The 17892-nt window shown below is 60.1% G+C and carries 11 protein-coding genes; 3 read left to right on the top strand and 8 right to left on the bottom strand.

Features of this window, described 5'->3' with window-relative positions:
• Positions 1 to 6 precede the first annotated feature (6 nt).
• Positions 7 to 2709 carry a Ti-type conjugative transfer relaxase TraA gene (gene traA, locus J7528_RS14295; protein ID WP_291875514.1) on the bottom strand — a complete coding sequence of 901 codons (2703 nt, stop codon included), beginning with the start codon at positions 2707 to 2709 and terminating at the stop codon, positions 7 to 9.
• A 176-nt stretch (positions 2710 to 2885) separates the two neighbouring features.
• On the opposite strand from traA, the gene J7528_RS14290 reads away from it, so the two are divergent.
• From J7528_RS14290 to J7528_RS14280, 3 genes are read left to right on the top strand one after another with little or no spacing between them, the layout of a single operon-like run.
• Positions 2886 to 3194 carry a conjugal transfer protein TraD gene (locus J7528_RS14290; protein WP_291875512.1) on the top strand — a complete coding sequence of 103 codons (309 nt, stop codon included), beginning with the start codon at positions 2886 to 2888 and terminating at the stop codon, positions 3192 to 3194.
• A 37-nt stretch (positions 3195 to 3231) separates the two neighbouring features.
• The gene (traD, locus tag J7528_RS14285; protein WP_291875510.1) at positions 3232 to 3471 is read left to right on the top strand and encodes a conjugal transfer protein TraD; all 240 of its coding nucleotides are present in this window, start codon (positions 3232 to 3234) and stop codon (positions 3469 to 3471) included.
• Positions 3468 to 5036 (top strand): type IV secretory system conjugative DNA transfer family protein, encoded by a 1569-nt coding sequence (locus tag J7528_RS14280; protein WP_291875508.1) that lies wholly within the window; start codon positions 3468 to 3470, stop codon positions 5034 to 5036. Before traD ends, J7528_RS14280 begins: the two co-directional genes overlap by 4 nt.
• A gap of 12 nt (positions 5037 to 5048) precedes the next feature.
• Here J7528_RS14280 and J7528_RS14275 read toward each other — a convergent pair whose 3' ends face one another.
• From J7528_RS14275 to J7528_RS14245, 7 genes are all read right to left on the bottom strand, one after another.
• Complete coding sequence (locus J7528_RS14275) at positions 5049 to 5576, bottom strand: antirestriction protein ArdA (RefSeq protein WP_291875503.1); 528 nt, start codon at positions 5574 to 5576, stop codon at positions 5049 to 5051.
• Between the two features lie 330 nt (positions 5577 to 5906).
• A complete protein-coding gene (gene trxB, locus J7528_RS14270) occupies positions 5907 to 6914 on the bottom strand; it encodes a thioredoxin-disulfide reductase (protein WP_291875501.1) in 1008 nt (335 codons plus the stop codon).
• Positions 6915 to 7338: 424 nt separating this feature from the next.
• Complete coding sequence (locus J7528_RS14265; protein WP_291875500.1) at positions 7339 to 8418, bottom strand: site-specific integrase; 1080 nt, start codon at positions 8416 to 8418, stop codon at positions 7339 to 7341.
• A gap of 373 nt (positions 8419 to 8791) precedes the next feature.
• Complete coding sequence (locus tag J7528_RS14260) at positions 8792 to 11503, bottom strand: DEAD/DEAH box helicase family protein (protein WP_291875497.1); 2712 nt, start codon at positions 11501 to 11503, stop codon at positions 8792 to 8794.
• Positions 11500 to 13152 (bottom strand): site-specific DNA-methyltransferase, encoded by a 1653-nt coding sequence (locus tag J7528_RS14255; RefSeq protein WP_291875495.1) that lies wholly within the window; start codon positions 13150 to 13152, stop codon positions 11500 to 11502. The genes J7528_RS14260 and J7528_RS14255 overlap by 4 nt, the downstream gene beginning before the upstream one ends.
• A complete protein-coding gene (locus tag J7528_RS14250) occupies positions 13149 to 14978 on the bottom strand; it encodes an AIPR family protein (protein WP_291875492.1) in 1830 nt (609 codons plus the stop codon). The genes J7528_RS14255 and J7528_RS14250 overlap by 4 nt, the downstream gene beginning before the upstream one ends.
• The gene (locus tag J7528_RS14245; RefSeq protein WP_291875489.1) at positions 14978 to 17851 is read right to left on the bottom strand and encodes an SNF2-related protein; all 2874 of its coding nucleotides are present in this window, start codon (positions 17849 to 17851) and stop codon (positions 14978 to 14980) included. The genes J7528_RS14250 and J7528_RS14245 overlap by 1 nt, the downstream gene beginning before the upstream one ends.
• Positions 17852 to 17892 lie beyond the last annotated feature (41 nt).

Below are 17892 nucleotides of genomic sequence, written 5' to 3'. Positions count from 1 at the left end.
GCCACACTACCTTTCCCAACCACGATCGCGGTCGCGGCTCTTGATCGGCTCATCGCCAAGGCTGCGCCCACGATCCTGATCCATGCCCTTTGAGAGCGACCGCGCCTGCTCAGGCGCCAGTCGCTCCACCTTCATGGCGGCCAGAGCCGCACCCGTGCGCCCCTGGGCTGCGGCTGCCAGCAGGCCGGGACTCTTCCCCACCGCACTGGCCAAGTGCTTGGCCGCGCCCGGCCACAGGCCCGCCACGGCTTGAGCACCGCGCTCCAGTCCCAGCTTCTGGTGCTCGAGCATCGGCAAGCCAGCCTGTTGCATCCGCTGCGCGTCCATCACCGCCGACGCGTAGCCGCGCACCGCGCGATGGGCGACCCGATCGTCTTGGACCCCGCCGAGCGGGGCGAGATCGGGCGCCTTGTTCTGATCTGGCTTCGGATTAAACCCGCCGAACCGGCCCCGACCGGCGCCATCGGCCGGTCCTTCGATCTGCCGCCGCGTCGCGAACTCTTTCGGGTAGTCGAGCGCCATCTCCTTCGGCCGATCGCGCCCCAAGGTCCGCACGAGATCGCGCCGCTCTGGGAAGTCCTGGCGGCTGTAGTGCAGCGCCACGCCGTCGCGGTGCCGGCTGAGCGCCACATAGGCCGCGTGCCGGTCCATATGGCCGCTGGCCAGAACGTGGGTGCGATCGACCGTGACGCCCTGCGACTTATGGATGGTGGCCGCATAGCCGTGATCGAGATCGTTGTAGGTCTTGAGATCAACGCTGACGCGCCGACCATCGTCGAGCCGGAGACCCATGGCGCCGCCGCCGATCGTTTCGACCGTCCCCAACGTGCCGTTCTTCACGCCCAGCGAACGCTCATTGCGCAGGAACATCACCCGATCTCGGGTGGCGAAGTCACGCATGCCACGTGTCGTCTTCACAGCATGATCTGGCCCAAGCTCGCCGTCGGCCTTCATCCGCTCGCGAGCCAGACTGTTGAGGGCACTGACGTCTTCGCGGGTGTAGGCCAGCATCATCCGCGACGCCTGCGGATCGGCGCGACGCTCGTTGGCCCAACCTTCGATCACGGCGCCGCGCGCGGCGTCCTTGCTGTCATGGCCTTGGACCATGCCTGCCGCCTCATAAGCGGCGAGCGCCTGGTCTGTTCGGCCTGTTGCTAGATGCCGCGTCGATTGCCGTTGCCAGTCCTCGCGCTGACGCCGGATCTGGCTGATCTCGGTGGCGCCGTGCCGCTCGGTCAGAGCGCGGAAGGCCGCGCCGGCTTCGATGGCTTGGAGCTGTTCGGCGTCGCCGACCATCACCACTTTGGCTCCGGCCTCTTCGGCATGATCCAGGACGCGCTGCATCTGCCGCGAGCCGACAAGGCCGGCCTCATCGATCACCAGCACGTCGTTGGCGGAGAGTTGATCGCGACCACGCGCCCAGCCGTATTCCAAGCTGGCGAGCGTGCGCGAGGGAATAGCCGATCCGCCCTCAAGGTTCTCGGCGGCGATGCCGGAAAGCGCCGCGCCCTGAACCCGGTAGCCCTGCGCTTCCCAAGCATCCCTGGCGACGCCCAGCATGGCGCTCTTGCCGCTGCCAGCGTAACCGACGACCATGGCTAGCCGCTCGCGGCCGGTGACATGCCTGAAAGCGTCCCGCTGCTCGCCGGACAGCGTCAGGCCCGCGGCCGCGCCCTTGGCCAAGGCCGCGTGTTGCCGGCCGGCGCTGACACCATGATCGCGACGCTCGGCCATCGCTTGGGCCGACTGCTCCAGCCGCCGCTCAACGTCGAGCATCTCGCGGCTGGTGAACCGCTGGCGCCCCTGACCATCGCGCCCCAGCGCCACCAACTCCGGCGATGTGCGGATCGCGCTTTTGACCCGGTCGAACTGGTCCTTGCCGTCGCTGTGGCGGTGAGCGAAGCGGGCCAGGTCGTGTTCGGTGAATGTCGCCTGCTGATGGGTGATTGCCGACAGCGCGACCTTTGGGTCAGCGATGATCCGTTCGCCATTGCGCCGCGCGATCCCGCGATGGTCCTGAGCGCGCTGCGCGGCTGCGCCACGCTCGTCGCGGCGCGACCCGGCTGGACCAATCTTGTCCTGCGGTTCCAGGGCGATGCCCTGGTCCTTGAAGGAACGATGGTCGATCCGCGCCTCAAGTCCGAGCTGCGCAAGCCGCTCGTTGACATGCTCGCTCCAGGCGCCACGCCAATGGGTCAAAAGCTCGGGGCTGTTCCAGTCGCGGACCTTGGCGCCGAACGCCGCCGATCCATCGTCGCGCTGAGCCACCTCGCGCATGGTCAGCATGACGTGGGCGTGCGGCTTAGGACTGCCGTCCTCAGCGACGTCCCAATGCACATTGAGGTCGGCGATCATGCCGCGATCGACAAACTCGCGCTGAACGAAGTCGCGGGCCAGAGCCACGCCCTGCTGCTGATCCATCTCGCGCGGAATGGAGAACTCGACCTCGCGGGCGAGTTGGGCGTCCTTACGCTTCTCGCCAGCTTCGACGGCGTTCCACAAACGCACCTGATCCGGCCAAGCAGCGCGTGCGGTCTCGTTGGGCGCCAGGATCTCGGAGTGAACGACGCCGGCCTTGTTGGTAAAGTCGTGCGGTCGGTCGAGTCGCTCGTCATGCAGGCGAGAGGCTGAGCGATATGCGGCGGCGGCCACCGCGCTGGAGCCGTTGGCGCGGCTGATCACTTTGGCTGAGAAGTGATAGATCGCCATCGCGGCGTTCCTTCAGCTTCGCTCCTTCGTGCACGTCGGAACGACGTATAAGCGCGCACTCCGATCGCAGATCGGCCTGACTTGCGGCACATGGCGAGTTTAAACAACTTGCGCGAAAGCTACAACCTTTGGTATTTACGGCGCGGGGCGGGCTCCATCGCAGGAGGCCATGAGCTATGCGCAAACCCCGCGACATCGACGCCGAGCTGACGGCTCTGGCGGCGAAGGCAAAGCAACTCAAAAGCCAGAAGATCAAGCAACTGGGCGAACTCGTCATCGCCACGGGGGCGGACGAGCTCGACCCAGAGGTTTTGGCCGGCGCGCTCCTGACGGCAAAGGCCTCCAAGGACGCCAAATCACGGGAGGCCTGGAAGTCGGAGGGCGAGGCCTTCTTTCGCAAGGGCGCGGGCCGCAAGCTGGCGGCGGCGTCTGCTGGTGACGGCGCGGGCGCTGGCCAAGAACCTGGCGCTGGTGCGACGGGCTGAGGCCGTAGCCGCGCGCCTCGATACGAGAGCCTGGGTCGTGCAGCGCCGCGAGCGCACTCACCACCTGGTCGAACTGGGCGGCCTCGTCACTAAGGCCGGCCTCGTCGATCTCACCGATGACGACCGCGCGGCTCTGCTGGGCGGGTTGCTCGAACTCGCCGATCAGCTCCATGACGCCGGCCGCGCCGACGTGCTGGCGCGGTGGCGACATCGCGGGCGGCATGTCTTTGAAGCCGATGCGGAGCGCGATCGGCTGAAGCATGAAGCGGCGAAATGATCCGCACCGTCACCCTGATCGGCGCGATCCTGCTCGGGCTCTTCGTCGGGCGGTTGGTCGGTGGCTTCGTGCTCACCATTATCGCCGCCGTCGGACCGGTTGGATCTCGCGTGAGTATTCCGGTGCTTGTCGTTACGAGTCTGCTCGGCGGTCTGATCGGTTTCCTGCGTTGGCGGCGCTGGTGGCCTGATGGCGCGGTCTCCGACGCGCACGGCTCGGCGCGGTTCAGTCGCGAGGACGAGATCGCCCGGACGCTCGGCGGCGACGAGGGTCTAATCGTCGGCCGCTCAATGCGGGGCAGGCTGCTTCGCTACAATGGTCCGGCGCATCTGCTGACCATCGCGCCGTCCCAGGCCGGCAAGGGCGTCGGGACGATCATCCCCAATATGCTCGATCTGCGCCGCTCGGTTCTCTGCGTCGATCCGAAGGGCGAGAACACGCGCATCACGGCGGCGACGCGCGCGCGCATGGGGCCGGTTTTCGTGCTCGATCCGTTCGACGTGTCGGGCCAGCCGTGCGCGGCGTTCAATCCGCTTTCAGCGCTGGACACTGATAGCCTCGACCTTGTCGATGACGTGGCGGCGATCGCCGAGGCGCTGGTCTACGATCCGCCCGGCCAATCCGGCGAAGCGCACTGGAACGAGGAAGCCAAGGCGCTGATCTCCGGCGTCATCCTCCACGTTGTGACGACAGCGCCCGAATACCTTCGCAGCCTGATCACGGTGCGGGATCTTCTCACCGCCGCGCCGGACGCCTTCACGAAGATGCTGAAGGCGATGCAGGACAGTGGCGCGGCCGGCGGTCTCGTCGCCCGGGCGGCCAATCGTCATCTTGGCAAGAGCGATCGGGAGGCCGCGGGCGTGTTATCTGCGGCGCAGCGGCACACGCACTTCCTCGACAGTCCGCGCATGGCGAGGGTGCTGGAGCGGTCGGACTTCTCGCTGAGCGAATTGCAAACCGGGCTGGTGAGCTTGTTTCTGGTCCTGCCGCCTGAGCGGTTGCGAACGCACGCCCGCTGGCTGCGGCTGATGGTGGTGCAGACGATCGGCGCCTTGGCGCGTGGGCCTGTAGGCGCGGAACGCGGCGGTCCTGACGTACTGCTCATGCTGGATGAGTTTTCCGCCCTCGGCTATCTGGAGCCGGTCGAGCGCGCATTTGGTCTGATGGCCGGGTACGGCCTTCAGATCTGGGCGATCCTGCAGGATCTTCATCAGCTCAAGAGCGCCTATGGCGATCACGCCGGGACCTTCCTGGCCAATGCGCGGGTCATTCAGGTTTTCAATGTCGCCGACATCGACACCGCGACCTGGGTGTCGCGGTCGATGGGCGTCACGACCGAGGTTTACAGCACCAGCGGCGAGTCAAAATCGCAGGCCGGAGACGAGCTCTTTTCGACGCATGGCAGCTCGACCAACGTCAATCTAGCGCGGAGGGATCTCCTCACGCCTGACGAGGTCATGCGCATTGATGCTGGTTCGCTGATCCTGCTCCGGCCGGGAGTGAACCCGACGCTGGCGCGGAAGGTTCGCTACTACGCAGATCCTGAATTCAAGGGGCTGTTCTGAAAGCCACGGGCCTTATCGGGCCCAAAAGACGTGCATCTCGTCGTGAGCCGTCCGGAGCGCGCACACATCGCCGCTGAGCTCCGCGTCCCGCGCCATCGCCTCATAGTCGATGTAGGGGCGTAGAGGCTCAGGGATCGTGGTCGTTTCCTCGGTCAGCTCCTGGAAGTAGTCAGCCAAGCTTTCGAAGGTGCCGCGATATCCGTCCTCAAGCGCCGCGGTTGCGTCGTCGATACTCCCGCCAAGATGCTCGAGAACCAGCGCGCCAAGCTGGCCGCGCTCGCGCAGGAACCCGGCAATCTCGACAACCCGGCCGATGGGCTCGTACTCGCCGATGCTCACACCGCCGAAACCGTCATAGTCGTGGATGGCGAATTCCTCTGCGCCGGCGACAGGGGAGGCGGTGAGCATCGCCTCAATGGCGTCTTTGACGGTCTCCTCGTCTTCGATGTCGATCCACGCCCCGTGGAGGCAGCCGGCGTTGTAGGCTGCGAGACATGCGACATAGATCCTGGGCGATAGCTGGTCTGCTGCGCTGGACATGGGGATCTCCTCTCGGTCGTTGGGTTGCGGACGCTAAAGGCGCGTCTGAAACCCGACGCCCGTCGGCGAGACCGGGGGGCAAGCGAAGGAGTGGCTTTGCGGGGAACCTGCTGCAGGTCCGTTGGCGCGCGAGCGACATCGGCCGAAGCTGGGCGGAAGCCGCTTCGCAGCGCGCTGGGGGCTGGCCCCAAGGGCCTTTTTCAATTTGAAGGACTTCGAAATGCCGGTCGAGATTTGACGTCTCGAGAGGAATGCAGACCTGCGGGTTTGGAACGCACGAGCCGTAGCCGCTCAGGGGCAAACCTAGCTTAAGGAGTTGGGGCCAAACACCTACCAAACCCCGATCTTGTTCGCTTCCGCATGGCTGATCGGATGGTGCGCGGCCTTGTGGTCTTCCTCGGCCAGGAAGCGCACCGCCTCCAGCGCCGCCATGCAGCCCATGCCGGCCGCGGTCACGGCCTGGCGGTAGACGTCATCGGTCACGTCGCCGGCGGCATAGACGCCCTCGATCGCGGTCGAGGCCGTGCCCGGCTTGACCTTCAGATAACCGCCCGGACCAACCTCCAGCTGGCCCGCGAACAGCTCCGACGACGGCGCGTGGCCGATGGCGATGAACACGCCGTCGGCGGCCACGTCCTGGGTCTCGCCGGTCTTGATGTTCTTCAGGCGCGCGCCGGTGACGCCCATCGGGTCGGTCTGGCCGGTGACCTCGTCGATGACGCTGTCCCAGATCACCTCGATCTTGGGGTGGGCCAGCAGGCGCTCCTGCAGGATCTTCTCGGCGCGCAGCTCGTCCTTGCGGTGGACCAGGGTCACCTTGCTGGCGAAGCTGGTCAGGAACAGCGCTTCCTCGACGGCGGTGTTGCCGCCGCCGACCACGATGACCTCTTTGTTGCGATAGAAGAAGCCGTCGCAGGTGGCGCAGGCGCTGACGCCAAAGCCCTGGAACTTGCTCTCGCTCTCGATGCCCAGCCACTTGGCCTGGGCGCCGGTGGCGATGATGATGGTCTCGGCGATCCAGTCCTGGCCGCTGTCGGTCTTCACCGTGAACGGACGCTTGGAGAGATCCACCGACGTGACGATGTCGCTGACGAACTCGGTGCCGACATGCTCGGCCTGGGCGCGCATCTGGTCCATCAACCAGGGACCCTGGATGACGTCGGCGAAGCCCGGATAGTTCTCGACATCGGTCGTGATGGTCAGCTGGCCACCGGGCTGGATGCCGGCGATCAGCGTCGGCTTCAGCAGCGCGCGGGCGGCATAGATGGCGGCGGTGTAGCCGGCGGGGCCCGAACCAATGATCAGGCAGCGGGTCTGGCGGGGAGCGGTCGTGGACATGGGCAGAGATATAGTGTCGATTCCAATCCTAGGCGACTGAATGCCATCAGCAGATCACTAAGAACCACGGGCCTATCAGCTACCTGCGGCGGGTTCGGAGGACATGGTTTTGGTGCGGGCGGCCGGGATCGAACCGGCATAGCCTTGCGGCTGACGGATTTTCATACCACTTCGGCTTTCGCCGCCGCGACGAGGTCGCGTTCGTGGTCTGGACTATCCCTTCGCCATGCCTCGAACCGAGGTTTAGGCGCCGCCCGTCTAGTCTCTACACCTTCCCCAGTGGGGCTTGGCTCGGGATCGCCATCTTACAGGGTTCCCCGAATTTGAGCGGTTCTACGTCCCGGATTTCCCCGAGCGCACTCAATCCTTGGCTTAAGTCCGTTGCGTCTACCAGTTTCGCCACGCCCGCCTAAACCGAGGCGAGCTATAGTCGGACTGGCGTTGAGCGTCGAGCCTTTCGAACTGGTTTGGATAGGGTCGCGTTGGCTGTCGTCAAACTTCTTCGACCCTTTCGGACGTTGATTGCTACAGCGTTGATCACATCCTTGATGTGCGCCGCATAATAGGTCTCGATCATCTCCACACTCGTTCGGCAGTTCTTGGCCACCTGGTAGATGTCCGCGCCTTCAATGAGGCGCATGCTGATATAGGTGTGGCGAAGGCTGTAGGCTGTGCGGCGCCTCCCTTCGCGATCGAACTTCAGGTCCAGTGCTTCAAGGACTACGTTCAACGGCGATCGAAGCGAGTTTGGAAAAAGCCGATCGGCGGGCTGATCGTTGTGCCGCTCTCGAAGCCGCTGGAAGGGCACAACGGCTCCCGGCATGCTCTTGCACCAGCCGACGCCGCGTTTGCCGCGAACCGAGATCTCGAGGATTTGGTCGCCTGTTGCCTCATCGGTCGCAATGGTGACGTCACGATACTCAAGGTGCGACGCCTCATCCGGGCGCAGACCGGTGTTGACCATGAAGAGCACATAGTCATGCAGGTCCTTCGCGGCGGACGAAGCACCTCGCGCCTGTGCGTGCTGGCGCGTCGCTGTGTAGAGGAGTTTATAGTCATCTGGCGACAGCCAGGCCCGGTGGGACACCTTCGTGGAACCGCGAAAGGGCGCTGACAGGTCTGGCAGCTGATCTAGCCAGCGTCGACGGTTCGCTGCCTTTAGAACCTGCCGTAGGCAGACAATCTCCTGATGCAGGGTGCTGGGGGCGGGGGGCGTGCCATCGCGGACAGCGCGCAAGCGGTGGATGCGATAGTCCTGGACCATGCCCGCGGTAATGTCGCCAAGCACGGTTTGGCCGAAGAATGGGACCAGGTAGTTGGTGAGCCTTGCGCGGTGGCCTTTGACGTAGATCGGACTTCGCGCGCCCTTTGTGATCACCTCGAACTCATCGATGAAGCGCTCGGCGGCATCGGCAAAGGTCTTTCCGGCTTTAAGATCTCCGACGCGGAGCTTTCCGAGCAAGCTTAGGTACCAATCCCGGGCGACATCCTTGGCGTGCGCCAAGCTTTCTACGCCGGTCGTCTTTCGTCGCTGTCGGCCGCCGACAGAGCATGAGCACTGCCAGTGGGGACTTCCTTCGCGCTGATAGAGTTGAACTCTGCCATCCATCAGGGCGTGACGTGCGGTTTCCGCCATAACGCTGACCCACGGTACTAGGTACTCTCCTTAGGGTAGCAAAGTCGCATCAAGCTGGCCAGTGCGTAGATGCGATGGATTATCCCGTCTCGCGGAAAGAGACGCTTCTGAGAGTATAGGCCATACCGATCGGTGGTCGGCTAAGCGATCGTAACCGGTCTGCTTTCCGAGCATCACGGCTTTCGCCTCCAGCCGCAATCGCGCGCAAGCTTCTTTGCCGAGCTTCATAGGTGGACTAGGACTAGTAGCCAAACCGCTTCATCAGGAAATCCAATCCCATGTTGTCCTGAATCTGGTCATGCGGAATCAAGGCGTAACGCCAGGGCTTGCCGCCATGTTTTGCGGAGTATTCGGTCGCTGTCTGACACCAGCGAACCGCAACATCCTTCTTGGCTAGCACATCAGCATCTTGCATTTGAGTTGCCATCTTGGGTTCTAGCATCAGGATTTCCGCGGCAGTCTCGGCCACGAAATCCGGCATATATTCTAAGTGATCGCTGCCCTTGCGATAAAACATCTGGAATTGACCCTTAGCCGGGCGAAACCACTTATCGGACTCACGCTCGAGGATCACGGCCAGCTTGCGCTCAGTATCTGATTGAAACCGCACCACGTTTGTGAGGCATTTGGAAAAGCCCCCAAACAGATACCGGGCCATGTTGCTCTTTTCGACGGGCGGGGCGCGATAATCAAGCGGTGCCTGCCGTTCCGCTGTGTGAGCCGAGGAGCGGATTTCGGTGAAGCCCTGCTTTACCTCCAGGTGATATTCGACACTATCGTCCATCCAGAAGTGATCGAGCATCTGTGCGTGAACTGCGCGAGCGATGTTTCGCTGCTCAAGTTGGAGAACTCGTAGGACGTCATCCTGTTGAAGGTAGCTCTCCAGGTGGCGGACGACTTGCTCTGCTAGATCGTAGAGTAGATCGGAATTGTCGTCGTAAGACACGTCGGGAAAGTCGACCAAACCGCTGACGACATAGTCCTCAGGCCTGCTTTCCAGGAAATTGGCCTGCGACATACCAATGGAATGGCCTTCGTTCCGATTGAGGAACTGAGCCCATAATATTTCCTCGGGGGGAGCGTAGCGCATCAGCGAAAGGTCAAGCGTAAACGGTCGGAACCCGGCGTTTACCTCGCCCTTCGGTGTGACTGAAATCCGCGGAATGCTGATTATGGACGAAACGACCTGCTTAGCCGTCTCAGCGATTATCTCAGCGAGATCTGGCCCCGTTGGCGCGATGCCTTTCAATTCCAGCTGGGCGGGTCGAAACTGGCTAGCCACTTCGTTCAGCAACTTCTGCTGGACCTCTGGACGCGAGATGTAGCTGACATCAGGCACCAGATCGGGCTGCCGCGACAGCTTGCGAATGGCGTCGTATGCGAGTTGCGCGGCACGCTGTTTTTCTGGGTCGGTGAACACTGGCTTTGGCGTTGCGCCGGCAAAGGCGGCGGCTTCCTCGCTCTGGCCAGTGTCGAAGCCCAATTTGCCTAGGATGTTCGGCGCGGCAACGACGGTTGTGGTCTTGCGTGTCAGGACCTCCTCATCGATTACCAACGCCTTTAGCCGGATCGGCGACTTAGGATTGTTCGCCTCGTCGACAATTTCCTGGAAACGGTCATGAGCGACAATATTCAGCCGATCGACCGCTACCACGCCGGTGCGCCGCCCATAGGGGAGGCGCAGTCCGCGCCCGATGCTCTGTTCAATCAACGTGCGTGCGTTGGCGGCGCGCAGCGGCACAATCGTATAGAGGTTGGTAACGTCCCAGCCCTCTTTCAGCATGTTGACGTGGATGACAATCTCGATCGGGTTATCTGCCTTTTCCACATTCAGCAGCAGTTGAACCGTCTCTTCCTCTTTCACGCTGGAATCGACTTGGATCACCTTGTCGGCATAGCGGCTGCTGAAGAACCGGTCTGACTGAATCAGTGTCATCAACTCGGCCGCGTGCGTAGTATCGCGAGCGATCACCAACACGAACGGCTTGACGATCAGCTGACCTGTCTCGCGGGCATAGGTTTCCAACTCCACCTTCACGCTCTCGTGCAGGCGTACGCCGTCTTCCAGCTTCATAAGCTGAATGGCCTCGGGGGTCTTGCCTGCCGCGATAAAGTTTCTGCGGGTTACGACCGCCGGGTCCTTAACGAAGCCATCGTCCATCGCGCGTGCCAGGGGATAGTCGTAAATCACGTTGCGGAACGCCACCGGCCCCTTAGTGCCTTCGACAAAGGGTGTTGCCGTCAATTCCAGCCCTAGGACCGGTTGCAATTCATTGATCGCTCGCATCCCTGCCGTAGCGCGATAACGATGTGATTCATCCATCAGCATGACGAGGTCTTGCTGCTTGGCCAGATAGTCGAAATAGCTGTCGCCCAGTTCCTCCTTGAATGAACGAATGCGCATTTGCTTGCCGCCGCGCACCTCGGAGGTGATCTTGGAGATGTTGAAGATATTAATCTTGCACCGCAGCACATCATCCAGCAGCGCGCCCCGGCTTTCATAGTTATCACCGGTAATTACTTCTGGATGTAGGACCGAAAACTCGGCAATACCCTTGAACACGTATTTGGGCGTGTTTGCCGTGAAGTCCTTAATTAATTTGTTGTAGATCGTGAGGTTCGGGGCCAGCACGAAGAAGTTGTTGATCCCATGCGCGATGTGTAGATAGGCAATGAACGCGCCCATTAGACGCGTTTTGCCTACGCCGGTCGCAAGAGCAAAGCAAAGCGAGGGAAATTCCCGCTCGAAATCGCCAACACTCGGATACTCACTGCGGATCGCCTCCAGCGCCGCACCGCGCTCGGCGCCCTTGCGCAGCGAAATGATCTCAGTGATGCGGTTCAGGATCTCTAGGCTGTCACGCTGGGGCTTGCGCAGGCTGAGGCGGCCCGCGATTGCGTTGACTTGCTTTGAGCCATTCGTGCGCGGATTCGACGTTGGGGAGTAGCTCATGCCAAATCCTCCCCGTCGAATAGGCCGCCTTGTGCAGGTTGCGGTAGAACAGACTCCGATTCCGCCATCGGCAGGTTGGCAACGTTCAGCGAATAATCGTCATGGCCCCACTCACATTTATCGCGAATATGATTGGGGATTTTGCGCAGGGTGAGGTTGGTGAAAGGCGTCTCGTCGCCGCGCCAAGCCGCGCAGAGGATTAGTAGGCTGCGATTTTCGCCAACCTCTTCGGACAGAGCTGCCAGCTCATCCGGCCCCACAATTTGCGTGGTGACATACAGGAAATCGTACTCAGTCGATTGCCCCTGCTGCCACCAAACCTCCGGGCTCGGCTCATAAGTGTAGCCCTCAAGCTTGCAAAGCGCCTGCGCCAGCATGGCGGCATCGTACTCTTTAGATATGACCTCACGGCCCCACTTATCCTTTTTCAATAGTGAGGGCGCGAGTTCGTAGTAGCGGAAACCGCCGCCGCCATTCCACTCGACCGCCTCGGTGATCCCGCCCTTGTCGGTGCCGTCGATCACTCGCTGCATGCGGGGCGCGATATGCGTGGCGCAATGATTGCCCAATTCAACCATGATCCAGCGTCGCCCCATTTTGTGGGCAACGGCACCGGTTGTTCCTGAGCCTGCGAACGAGTCGAGCACGAGGTCACCGGGGGCAGTAGCAAGTGAGAGAATTCGTTGAATCAGCCGCTCAGGTTTGGGAGTGTCGAAGACCTGTGAAGCACCGAAGATTGCGATGCTTTCTTTCTTTGCTTCATCGGTGTGTCCAACCTCGGCATGCGGCCACCAGTTGTGCGGCGTCATCCCGTCCCGAACCTCTGAAAGAAACAACTTCAAGGCGGGTACAGAATTTTCGCCCTTGAGGCCCCACCAAAGGCGTTGTTCATCCACGTGCTTCTGGTGGGTGTTGCGGTCGTATTTCCAAGCTTTAATTCGATTTTTGACCACGACACCAGTGAAAGGATTCACGATGTCATAAACAAGGTTTTTTCTCTGCTCTACAGTTGCTTGATTCAGATAATCGACAGCCTTCCATGGGCCGCGAGTATCGTTGTCGGGATTCGAATACCTACTCGATGAATCATCTGAGCGCGGAAGTAGATTGTTGGTGAAGTTGTCGCTTTTTCTATATACAAGAATGATATCGCAGATAGAGGCGATGCCTTTGAAATTATTGCTTACGCTATATTTTTTCTGCCAAGTGATATTTCGCACGAAGTTCGTTCTACCGAAAACTTCATCGCAAAGAACTTTCAGATAATGCCCTTCGTTCTCGTCGATGGTAATCCAGAGCGAGCCGTTATCAGCAAGCAAGCGGTGAATGATCTCCAGCCGATCGCGCATTAAGCCGAGCCAAATCGAGTGCTCCAGCCCGTCATCATAATGTGTAAAAGCACTGCCCGTGTTGTAAGGCGGATCGATAAAGACGCACTTCACTTTGCCGGAAAAATCCGCTTCCAGCGCCTTGAGCGCTAGAAGATTGTCGCCGTGGATCAGCATATTGTCGAAAATGTCCGCATCCGAAACACGCTTGGCGGCGTGGTGCGACTTGCACGCATCCTCCAGCAGAATCCGAGGCTCCAGCTTGGGCCGCTTGTCCTTGCCGATCCACGTTAGTTCCAGCTTTCCGTACTTCTTGGTCATGATTGTCCTGCCGCTTCCTCATCGATGACTTGCGGCGCATTCTGAGTTTGCCAAACTTCCGCCTTTAGTGCGGAAAACAGCGTCCTGCAGTCGTTCTGCGTTTTGAAAACCGACTGAAAATCGCGTTGTGTCGTGAGTACTTGCTGCCCAGCTAAGTCGCCATAGGCGGCAAAGCCCCTGCTCACTGCAAGGGCCAGCAGGCTTTCGGCATATTCCGAAACTCTGGCCGAAATATCCGCTTTCTCAGCATCAGTTAGGGCGAGGGCCTCCCCTTGTTCTGGCCTATGTCTCGCAAGGGTAACAGCCAGAACGATCCAGCGCCCATAAGTGTAGAATGCCTTGGTTGCGCCAGTCGCGGCCTTGGCGCTGTCGCCCATGGCCTTGAGCACGATCGTTTGCATTTGCACGGCTCTCCAGAGCGTGCGCGCGGAGAGGTCCGGTGGGAAAACCCGTTCATGCCGACTTCGAAGCACTGCGGTCTCAGGATAGACTAGATCGAGAGAGAGTAACGACGATCTATTCGCAGCTACGCGGGTGATGAAATCGCAGTCGTTGGTATTCTTCAGGCATGCACAGGCGCTAAGCGCGTCATCAATTGAAAAATTTTCACTGTCCGACTTAGGTGTGTCCTCATCAATCTTGAAATGATAGTAAATTCCATGCGGGCGAAGCGTATACGCTAATTGCTCATGAAGCGGATAAGCCGCCGCGAAATCTCTTAGCTCCACATGATTTTGAAAGTTGGCGGTGCGCGATATGCGCTCGGCGAAAGCGCGGTCATCTTCGCACCGCTCAAGTGAAACAATCTTTATGAACGCAAAGCCGCTGGGCACTGCATCATCAGCAGGTACAGCAACGCACTTGGCAATCGAACCAAGGGTTTGAGCGCCGTTAATAATCGCGAATCCTTTGGCTGCAACACGCTTCTTCTGAGCATTGAGACGGTCTAGATTGTGAATTTCGAAGCGATCGCAGTATGCGGTTAATCCATTGTTGAGATAGTGAAAGTGGTCAGCTTCTTCCCTGAGTGTCTTCTGGATGTCTTCGTTGACATCAGTCCGACCTTTGAAGCCGCGAATATTGGCGCGAACGAGCATCCGTCCATGCTCTTCGTAAAGCGCCTTTAGCCTTTCGAGTGGGACCAATCCATAGACTGTCTCGTAGGGCCTAGTCACCCAACCGGGATTGTGAATTTCGAGATCCACCGACTCAATACCTCGGCCATCGTCGCCGCCGGTGACCCAGTCATTCAGCGTGGTTAGGTTGACCGTCTGAAAGTCGAAGTAGTCGTCCTCTGGTTCTTTCGAGACTTGCTGCTTGAGCACCTCGAATAAGCGCTTGCGATCCTCGGAGATAAGCGCGAGGCCAGAATAGCAAAGCACGGCGCGAACCAGCATCCCTGAGCCGGCTAGCACTGCTTCGATCTGCGGGCGCAACGCGTTCCAGCGCTGATTGGCCGCGAAGGCGTCAAATCGACCTGCAAGAAGGTTGCTCAGTCCCGCCTGAAACTTCGTAACGTCGCCAAGATCAGGCTCTGAAAGCCCTGCATGGATGTATTTCGATTGAACCAGCCAAAGCGTGTTCGTCGCCGGTGAGTGATAGATGGCGTCGATGCCACCATCACCGCCGCCATCGATGATTCCCGCTCCGGCTTGTTCGATTGTTGCCCCTCCTGCCTTGTGGAGCACGAATGCGGCAAGTGCCCGACTGAGAAAGTCGCGCTCGTTCGCTTCGGCATTTCCACCAGTCTTGAGGGGGACGACCTGATCGAAAAGTTGATGAAGCTTAGGTGGAAGGGCAAGGATTTCGACAGGGCGATCAGCCATTACCGGACACTCCAGCGCACGGTGAATAGCTCGGTCTCGGAAACCTGCTGCTCAAGCTTGCCTTCGATACTTGCGATCAGATCTTCGCGTTGGAAGTCGATCCGGTCCTGAGCGTCGAACAGCGAACGGCGCTTAGTGTTACGCTCCGCCTCCAGCGCCTTTACGGCCTTCTGGCCCGCCAGCTTTTCATCGAGAGTTAGTGCGGCAGTCGCAGCGCGACGCGCTTCCTTGATCTGGCGATCGATCTCGCGGATCTCGCGTTCAAGCCCAACCTTGAGATCATCAGCCCAAGCATCGAGTTTGGTCGCCTCTTCTTCAAAGTAGCGGGCATTGCGCTCAGAAATGGTGCGGCGCACGTCGTCACGCTGCCTGGAGAGCCCATCATCGAACCGCAGCTCGATGGGGGTTGGGACACGAGCTAGCCTGCCGACACTACCAGGCAATGTCATCAGCCGGTTCAAGGCGTCGGTTTCGAGCGCCGCGCCATCGTCTGTGATACCCGTCAGGAGAATGTGGTCCTCACCGTGTTCCAGCGACGCCACGCTGAGTTGGATTGCGTGCAGCCAGCCAGACCGACCCACTAGGGGTTCAAGCACACTGATGCGTCCTTCATGCGATGCATAGTCCAAGATCAACTCTGCTACTGGCAGGTCGCGCGTGCGGGCACGATGAATTATCGCCTCGCCTAACGGGTGAGTAACGCGGAAGAAATGCGCCTCTCCACTCCGCCGCGGAAGCTCGTATAGTCCGGTCGGCACGCGACCAGCCCAGACCGGGGCCTCGTCCAGGCGGAATGACGAGCTGTCCAAGAACTCAGCGTCACCAGCTAGCTCATGTCTTGTAAGGCGCATCAACTGGCGCTCGAAATGGCCGAGGTAAACGTTAGTGTCAGCGTTGCGCAGCTTGAGCTTCTCACGAACTTCGTCATCGAAATTTTCGAGCAGCTTGCGGCGGGCGGAGGTCATTGCCTCGTTGATTTCCAGGCTCAGATCCTGCTGAAGCTGGTCGAAAGCGGCCTTGATGTCGTTGGGCTGGCGGCACTGCTGGTAGATCCCGGCAATCCGCTTTTCGAAATCGACACCGGACTCAATGGCACCCAGCACTTCATCGCTGGCGCCAAACACGCCTTCGAAAAGCTGGAACTTTTCTGACAGCAATTCATAGACGCGCTGGTCAGCCTGATTCCGCTCATTGAGGAAGTTGACCACGACCACATCATGCTTCTGACCATAGCGATGACAGCGACCGATCCGCTGCTCCACGCGCTGAGGATTCCACGGCAAGTCGTAATTTACGATCATCGAACAGAATTGCAGGTTGATGCCCTCTGCACCTGCTTCGGTTGCGATCATGATCCGGCCCGGGCCGCGGAAATAGTCCACCAGTGCCGAGCGCATGTCCGCCGTGCGCGATCCTGTGACGCGGTCAGAGTCTTTGTTTTGCTCTAACCAAGCATCATAGATCGCCTTGGACCCTGGATCGGTATTGGTGCCGTTGAACAGCACAATGCCCGCGGCATGGGGGCTATCGCCCAGCAGGCGAAGTAAATAGGCCTGAGTGCGCTTGGACTCGGTAAAGATAATCGCCTTCTCGGCCGCCCCGAGTTCGCGTGCCTTAGCGAAGCCCACGTCCAGTGCTTTCAGGAGCGCGCGCCCCTTGGCGTTCTGTTCGATCGAAGACGCTAGCGCGGCGAACTCTTTCAATTCGCAAATTTCGCTGGCCAGCGCTTTACGATCGGCTGCAGTAAGCTGTTCTTCGGGTTCGTTGCCTGCTTCCCACTCCTCGGCCGTCTCGTCGAGCGCCTCGTAGTCATGCTCTAGCTCGTCCAAAAAGCCCTCGCCCATCTGGCTCTGGTCGAGGCGCTCCTGAAGACGATTGGCGATAGAAGTCAGAGCGCCGGCGATCGCAAATGTCGACGATGCCAACAGCTTGCGAAGTACAAGGGTCATCAGGGCGCGTTGGCTTGCTGGCAAAGCTTGGAGATTTTCGCGCTGAAGGTACTGGGTTACGAGATCGTAGAGCCGGTCTTCTGCGGCGTCAGGGCTGAAGCTCTGTAGAATTGCGTGGCGCGCCGTGTAGGGGACGTAAGCTGTGACCTGCCTCCGCAAGGTACGATGGCAAATCGGCTTCAGCCGGTCTCGCAGAACCTCAAACGTTCGTTCCTGTGACAGATTGGAAAACTGTTCGCGGAAGCTCTTAATGTCACCAAAGCTGTGCTCGTCGATGAAGCTGACGAGGCCAAACAATTCCAGAAGCGAGTTTTGAAGTGGAGTCGCAGTCAGCAAAAGCTTATGGCGATCGGCCAAAGCTCTTTTGAGTGTGTTCGCGATGACGTTGGACGGTTTATAGACATTGCGTAGGCGATGCGCCTCGTCGACGATCACAAGGTCCCATGGTGTGGCCTCCACGTCTGAGGCCTTATTGCGGGCGAACTGGTATGAGCAGATCACGACGCTATCGGTCCGGTCGAACGGACGACAATTACCTGCTTTGGCGGCGGCGTTGTAAGATTTGGCTTCAAGAATTGCGGAGGGTATAAAGAACTTTTCCGCAAGCTCCTGATGCCACTGTTTGCGCAGGTTTGACGGCGCGATAATCAGGATACGTCTACGGTTCTCCGCCCAGCGTTGCGAGATAACGAGGCCTGCCTCGATAGTCTTTCCAAGCCCCACCTCGTCAGCCAGCAGGGCACCCTTGGAAAGAGGGGAGGCGAACGCAAACAATGCAGCATCAACCTGATGCGGGTTCATATCGACCTGCGCGCCCGCGACGGCCACGGCCAGCCGCTCGCTGCTGTCGGGCGGACGTCGGCGCACCAGATCGAAAGCTATCAGTTTGGCCTGATAATCGGTTATGGACGCAGCTACGGTCATTTAGCTGGGCTTATACCTTGTTTTAAAGTGCTGCTTCTGTT

The sequence above is a fragment of the Caulobacter sp. genome (assembly GCF_017744445.1).
GTDB lineage: Bacteria > Pseudomonadota > Alphaproteobacteria > Caulobacterales > Caulobacteraceae > Caulobacter.
This window is presented reverse-complemented; position numbering and strand designations above follow the sequence as displayed.